Source organism: Pseudoalteromonas fuliginea (assembly GCF_000690055.1).
GTDB classification, from domain to species: domain Bacteria; phylum Pseudomonadota; class Gammaproteobacteria; order Enterobacterales; family Alteromonadaceae; genus Pseudoalteromonas; species Pseudoalteromonas fuliginea.
In genome coordinates, this window is the sequence record NZ_JJNZ01000082.1 from 1 (window position 1) to 6661 (window position 6661).

Genomic DNA, 6661 nt, shown 5'->3' on the forward strand with positions numbered 1-6661 from the left:
CAAGTTTTTTTGCAAAAATCATAGTATCAACTGCTGTTATTACATACAGTATAAGTATACGGAAAACAAAAAAGACATATATGGACGCTCCCTTGAAGTCAAGACGAGCTAATGTATAAACATCAAAATTGATGCCTTTATTCTATTATCACGTATCTCATATCACAGTAATGATGCGTCACAAGCTTGCTGAAAAGCAAAGGTACTGACATATATTCGAGCTATGGTGTCATGGTTATCATGCGCCATGCTCCTAATGAGCTTCGTACCAAGGGACCTAAAAAATATTCACCCAAGCGAGATTAAATCTCGTGTCTTTATCTGGTTAACCTTGGTTAGCGTGCGCTTTTTATTTCATTATAAGTGAAGTACATACAGGATAAGTGTATGTTACGACTTAAGTGCCCAAACACCCACTCAGGTTTTAAAACCTATGTCATAACCAGGCTGTCTTAAGTCGTAAACTCGGGTGTGATTGGCGTGTAAAATACGCATAATTAAGCATCCTTCTGTGTATTTTGCACAAACTGAGGTGAGTAGAGAGTTTGCTTGGTCAGCAATATCCACATCAGTCGAGCCAATCTGTGTGCGGTGGCGACCACCACACAATTAAAGTGTTTTTTCTCGCGTAATTGATTTATCCACTGGCTTAGCGCATCTGTTTTATGGTGGCTTCTGGCGATAAGGGCGCGAGCACCGTGAATAAGTTGTTTTCGTAGGTAACTGTTGCCGCGCTTAGTAATACCAGACATTTTACTTTTATCGCCTGACGCATATTGTTTAGGTGTTAATCCTAGCCACACCCCGAGTTCTTTTGCGCTCTTAAATGCCTGACCGTTCCCGATTGATGCTGCATAAGCAGAGGCATTGAGTACACCCACGCCAGGAATGGAGTGAAGTATTTTAGCGTTTGTATCCCGTTCAACGTGTGCAGTAAGCATCGCTTCAATAGCTTTAATGCGTTTAACAAGGGTTTTGTACTCAGTGTAAATATCACTCACCATAATGCGCAGCTGAGGGCGAAGCTCAGAATCACTTTCTAACGCAATTATCCCTTGCTGAAACGCCTTAATACCGACAGGAAATACATACCCAAAATCGACCAATAAACCGCGTAATTGGTTGGTTGCAGCAATCCTGTTTTGCAGAAGTCGCTCACGTATCTTATGGAGCATGAGTATTTCTTGCTGAGCTTCGGTTTTAATAGGAACGAATTTAATATTAGGGCGTAAGCTTGCTTCATAGATAGCAAGGGCATCGTTACTATCATTTTTATTGCCGCGAACAAAGGGGGTAACGTGTTGTGCAGGAATAAGGTCAACGGTATGACCGTAAGACGTAAATACTCTCCCCCAGTAGTGGGAAGAATAACAGGCTTCCATCACCACGCGACACGGTGGGGCATTTGCCATGAAGGCGTTGAGTTTAGGTCTGTTTAAGCGTTTATTGCATTCTCTTTTGTGATGATGATTAAAGCCAGCGACTTGGAATACATTTTTTGCCAAATCAATTGATAATGTGCTAATTTTCATGATGGACGTTCCCTTTAACTGAGTGTGAGTTAACCAGTTTGGCGCATTGACGCCGTTTAGGGGAGCGTCCATCTCATCACCCATCCTAATTAGGTGCTTATATAAAACCAAAATGTGTAATTACTATCTTCTGGCCGCTTTTAGTGAAAAGCACATAGCTTCCTCTTCTTAGGGAGTTCCATTAGCATTGCGTTTTAAAACAAACAACTTTTCATGAAAAGTGTTATTTGATAGTCTAGAAAAAGTACAATAAATCAAGGAAGTTTATGAACTACTTAAAAAAATTAGGGATTTTCATCCTGTTAACATGCCTCAGTTCTTTTTCATTTGCTGAAGATGTTATTCTTAATGAACACACCATTGAATCCAAAGCATTGGGTGAAGAACAAAAAATTACTGTCTATCTTCCAAATGATTATGATGAAAAGTCAGGCCACCAATATCCAGTTTTATATTTATTAGACGGAAAATACTATAAAAGGATGGTGCAAGGTGTCGTTACTTCGTACTACTCTAATGCGCTTATTCCCGATATTTTGGTTGTTGCCATCGAAAACGAAGATCGCATTCGAGACTATACACCAAGCCCTCATGAAACCCATAAGGGAACAGGTGGGGGCGATGTTTTTCTAGATTATATTGAAAAAGAATTGATTCCCTTTATAGATACAACGTATCAAACCTCAGACTTTAGAATATTATATGGTCATTCCCTAGGCGGACTATTGTCACTTCATGCCTTGCATTCTCGGCCTGAGTTATTTACTGCACACTTTGCATTGAGCCCTTCGCTTCATTGGGGCAATAAAGAAACGGTTAAAAAACTGAAGAGTTATGTATCTTCCAAAAAGAAATTGAATCAGTTTGTTTATATGAATTTAGGTAATGAAGGGTTTAACTCAGGCACCGACCAATCTAAGTTAATGCGAAAAGCATTTTTAGAACTTCAGGCATTCCTACAGGAAACTACGCCTAGTGGTTTTAGGGTTAAGAGTGAGCTGTTACAGACTTTACCCCATGTAGCGACCAATATTACAGGGTTAACACATGCATTGAATGAGCTATATCGAAACTGGTCCCTTCCTTTTGCACTAATGGAGCAGGGGCGAGAAGGTATAATTAAGCATTTTCAGAGTTTATCAGACGACCTCTACTATGAAATAAAGCCTCGCAAGGGGGCCGTCAATTTTGGGGGCGACTATATGACTCATGGCTTGTTTAAGCCAGATCAGGGGATGGATTTATTTAAATATAATGCCGAACTTTATCCTGATTCTGCCTGGGTTCAATTTAATCTTGCCAAAGCGTATAAAAATAGGGAACAAAATGAGTATGCTAAGCAACAGGCTGAGCTGGCGCTAAAATATATTGGCGATGATGAAGAGGACTTAAAAGCGTCGATTATAGAATTTTTACAAAGTTATGAAGGCGAAAAAATTAAGGAAGAAAAAGGCTAATAAAAATTAATAGTCAATCAAAGGATATAGCACGCAGGGCTTATTCGGGCGATTGACTATGCTTTAGATTAGGCTAGCGATAGGCTGGATTTGATAGAAAGTACAACTTCAAATCGGCTAAAAAAATAGTTCATTGGCGTTTTCGCTAATTATAAAACTAGACTAATCAACTTTATCTTTAAACTCACACAAGTCTTCAATAATACAGCTACCACACTTTGGTTTACGTGCTACGCAGGTATAACGTCCGTGAAGAATCAACCAATGATGTACGTCTACTTTAAATTCTGCAGGTACTACTTTTTCAAGCTTTTGTTCAACGGCTACAACATCTTTACCCATGGCAAGCTTAGTGCGGTTAGAAACACGAAATATATGCGTATCTACTGCTATTACAGGCCAACCAAAGGCGGTATTGAGTACAACATTAGCTGTTTTACGGCCAACGCCTGGTAGGGCTTCTAGGGCTTCACGATTTTCTGGCACTATGCTGTTATGTTCATCTACCAATATTTGGCACATTTTGTAAACGTTGGCCGCTTTTGAATTAAATAGGCCAATGGTTTTAATGTAATCACGCAGTGTATCGTGGCCAATATCTAAAATAGCTTGGGGTGTATTAGCAACAGGGAACAGCTTTCGAGTGGCTTTATTAACGCCTACGTCGGTTGCTTGCGCTGAGAGCGTAACGGCAACCAATAACTCAAACGGGCTTGAATATTCAAGCTCTGTAACTGGATGTGGATTATCGTCGCGCAAGCGAGAGAGTATTTGGTGACGTTTTTCTTTATTCATGCAACTTAAAACGCATTAGCTTTTGCTAAGTTAATGCGCTTTCCCCTTAAGTTAAGCTAGTAACACGTGCTCGAGGGCCTTTTTCAGCCTCTGGCGGTGCGATTTGTTTTGATTTTATTTGTGCGTCTATTACGTTTTTAGCTGCAATAAGCAGCCCCAGGGCTAAAAAGGCACCGGGTGGCAAAATGGCCAGTAAAAATTGGTTATCAAAGCTAAATACTTCAATGCGTAAGCTTTGTGCCCACGGGCCTAATAATAAGTCGGCGCTGTCGAATAATGTACCTTGTCCAATGAGTTCACGCATTGCGCCTAAAACGACCAGCACAATCATAAAGCCCAAGCCCATCATTAAGCCATCAAAGGCTGATAAGTGAATTGGGTTTTTAGACGCGTAGGCTTCAGCACGGCCAATAATGGCGCAGTTAGTAACAATCAGCGGGATAAAAATCCCTAAAGACTGATAAAGCCCAAATGTATAAGCGTTCATGAGTAACTGCACTATAGTTACAAAGCCTGCGATTATCATAACAAACACCGGAATACGAATATCTTTTGGTACCCAGTTTCTTACTATTGATACACTAATATTAGAGCCTACTAAAACAAGCAGTGTTGCAAGCCCTAGACCCAGTGCATTTGTAATTGTAGAGGTAACAGCTAATAACGGGCAAAGACCTAAAAGCTGCACTAGGGCAGGGTTATTTACCCATACACCTTCTTTATATAAAGTTTTTAATTCGCTCATTTAGTTACCTCTGCACATTTGGCGTTAGGCGCGGCAAAAATAGCATCAAATTCACTCTGTGCGAACAGCACTGCGTTTTTTACTGAGCCAACCACAGCGCGAGGCGTAATGGTGGCTCCTGTGAACTGATCAAATTGTCCCCCGTCTTTTTTAACGGCCCAGCGAGCATCGTCTTCGCCTTGCACTGTTAAACTTTTAAATGTGGTGATCCAAGAGGATTTTTTAACTTCTACCTTATCACCTAAACCAGGGGTTTCTTCGTGTTTAGTGGTGCGCACGCCTGCAATAGTACCATCACTTAAAACGGCCGTTAGCAAGTTAATATCGCCACTGTAACCACTTGGTGTGACATGCCTTACAACAAGAGCAACGGGTTTGTTATTTTTGCGGGCGCGATAAATTATTTGATTAGCATAAGGGCCTAACCGTTCATCTGAAATAATAACGCAATCGGTTGAAAGCGCGTTATCGTAAGTACTCGGGTCAAGCACTTCTTGCAATTGAGACGTTAGGTGTAGCTGTTCTTGTTCGGCAATTTTATCGGCGGTTAATGCATTAATTGACGCAACGAGCCCCGTGGTTACAAGGGCAAATGCCGTTAAAATAGCGCCATTTTTAGCCATAGATGAAATAATCATTTTACTGCTCCATGGCCATAAGTACGTGGTTGCGTGTAGTAGTCAATCAACGGCACTGCAATGTTTAATAACAGTACAGCAAACGCAACGGCATCAGGATAACCACCAAAAGTACGAATTAAATACACTAGTAGGCCAATTAAAGCACCGTAAATTAAACGACCTTTATTAGTTGTGGCAGCTGATACCGGATCGGTAGCTATAAAAAATGCGCCCATCATAGTAGCACCACTTAATAAGTGAAATATTGTGCCAGGCTCGGTTCCTGGGGCGGCAATATAACCAATGGCGCTGCATATAGCTAAGCTTGCAATAAAGCTCACTGGAATATGCCAGTTAATTATTTTTTCTTTTAATAGGTATAAACCACCTGCTAAAAAGCCTAAATTAACCCACATCCAGCCAAGGCCTGCCCATTCATTGAATAATGTTTTTTGCATGCTTTCGGTAACCGTTAAACCATGACCAATATCGGTTTTAATGGTGTCTAAAGGCGTTGCCATAGTGATGCCGTCAATACCTGCGCGGACTTGATCTAAACTATAACCAATGGAGGTGAAGTCGGTAAATATTATACGTAGTTGTTCAGTAAACCCTATAACGTTGTTAGATAGTTCAGACACAGGTAACCACGAGGTCATTTGTACCGGAAATGAAACTAATAACAGCACATAGGCAGCCATTGCGGGGTTAAATAAGTTAAACCCTAAGCCGCCATATAATTGTTTAACGATAATAATAGAAAATAAACAACCAATAATAATTATCCACCACGGGGCTAAAGGCGGAATACTTAACGCTAATAACACAGCGGTTAGCCATGCACTGCCATCACTTAATGCAGGCCAAACCGGGCGCTTTCGCATCAGCATTATGGCAGCTTCAAAAACTGTTACTGCAGTTAATGCCAGTACTAACTGAATAAGCACGCCAGTGCCAAAAAATACAACTTGAGCAATGAGTCCAGGAATACACGCAGCTATAACGGTAAGCATTAATCGCGTTAACGATTTATGACTGTGGTTATGCGGCGAACTGGCCATGGTTAATTTCATGACTGATCATTTCCTTCTTTTTGTAACTTTTTGGCTTTTGCTCGGGCAATAGCGGCAGCAACAGCTGCTTTTTTCTTATCGTCGCTTGATTTAGGTACGTCAGCGTCAATAGAGCTAGATGAATTGTCGGTATTATCGGGTGCGTTTGGTGCTTCTGCATCTTGAAGTGCTTCAGCTGCTTTTTTAGCTTTGGCGCGTGCAATAGCAGCGGCAACGGCGGCTTTTTTATCATCAACAGGAGTTTCGGTTTGCGGCGCTTCACTAATGGCTGGCTCTGCATTCTCTAGTGCTTTAGCTACTTTTTTAGCTTTAGCGCGTGCAATAGCAGCGGCAACGGCGGCTTTTTTATCATCAACAGGAGTTTCGGTTTGCGGCGCTTCACTAACGGCAGGCTCTGCATTTTCTAAGGCTTTAGCTGCTTTTTTAGCTTTGGCGCGTG

General features: G+C 41.3%; 6 protein-coding genes and 1 pseudogene. 1 reads left to right on the forward strand and 6 read right to left on the reverse strand.

Annotation, left to right across the window (positions count from 1 at the left end):
- Positions 1–497: 497 nt before the first annotated feature.
- Complete coding sequence (locus DC53_RS02210) at positions 498–1532, reverse strand: IS110 family RNA-guided transposase (protein WP_033031807.1); 1035 nt, start codon at positions 1530–1532, stop codon at positions 498–500.
- Between the two features lie 266 nt (positions 1533–1798).
- Between DC53_RS02210 and DC53_RS02205 the strand changes: the two genes are divergently transcribed.
- Positions 1799–2989, forward strand: a complete 1191-nt coding sequence (locus tag DC53_RS02205) for an alpha/beta hydrolase (RefSeq protein ID WP_033031808.1) — start codon at positions 1799–1801, stop codon at positions 2987–2989.
- A gap of 162 nt (positions 2990–3151) precedes the next feature.
- Here DC53_RS02205 and nth read toward each other — a convergent pair whose 3' ends face one another.
- The 5 genes and pseudogenes from nth to DC53_RS0120765 form a co-directional block, all read right to left on the reverse strand.
- Positions 3152–3784 carry an endonuclease III gene (gene nth, locus DC53_RS02200; RefSeq protein WP_008137398.1) on the reverse strand — a complete coding sequence of 211 codons (633 nt, stop codon included), beginning with the start codon at positions 3782–3784 and terminating at the stop codon, positions 3152–3154.
- Positions 3785–3830: 46 nt separating this feature from the next.
- Positions 3831–4529 (reverse strand): electron transport complex subunit E, encoded by a 699-nt coding sequence (locus tag DC53_RS02195; protein WP_033031809.1) that lies wholly within the window; start codon positions 4527–4529, stop codon positions 3831–3833.
- Positions 4526–5167, reverse strand: coding sequence for an electron transport complex subunit RsxG (gene rsxG, locus DC53_RS02190; RefSeq protein WP_033031810.1), 642 nt, complete (start codon positions 5165–5167; stop codon positions 4526–4528). Before rsxG ends, DC53_RS02195 begins: the two co-directional genes overlap by 4 nt.
- Positions 5164–6222 carry an electron transport complex subunit RsxD gene (rsxD, locus tag DC53_RS02185; protein ID WP_007379033.1) on the reverse strand — a complete coding sequence of 353 codons (1059 nt, stop codon included), beginning with the start codon at positions 6220–6222 and terminating at the stop codon, positions 5164–5166. The genes rsxG and rsxD overlap by 4 nt, the downstream gene beginning before the upstream one ends.
- Positions 6219–6661, reverse strand: a pseudogene (locus DC53_RS0120765) (electron transport complex subunit RsxC); the annotation flags it as partial. The gene rsxD and the pseudogene DC53_RS0120765, both read right to left, overlap by 4 nt.

Bases quoted from the DNA above. Each gene is read 5' to 3' on its own strand.
- rsxD (WP_007379033.1), bottom strand. From the start codon at position 6,222: ATGAAATTAACCATGGCCAGTTCGCCGCATAACCACAGTCATAAATCG.
- DC53_RS02195 (WP_033031809.1), bottom strand. From the start codon at position 4,529: ATGAGCGAATTAAAAACTTTATATAAAGAAGGTGTATGGGTAAATAAC.
- DC53_RS02210 (WP_033031807.1), bottom strand. From the start codon at position 1,532: ATGAAAATTAGCACATTATCAATTGATTTGGCAAAAAATGTATTCCAA.
- rsxG (WP_033031810.1), bottom strand. From the start codon at position 5,167: ATGATTATTTCATCTATGGCTAAAAATGGCGCTATTTTAACGGCATTT.
- nth (WP_008137398.1), bottom strand. From the start codon at position 3,784: ATGAATAAAGAAAAACGTCACCAAATACTCTCTCGCTTGCGCGACGAT.
- DC53_RS02205 (WP_033031808.1), top strand. From the start codon at position 1,799: ATGAACTACTTAAAAAAATTAGGGATTTTCATCCTGTTAACATGCCTC.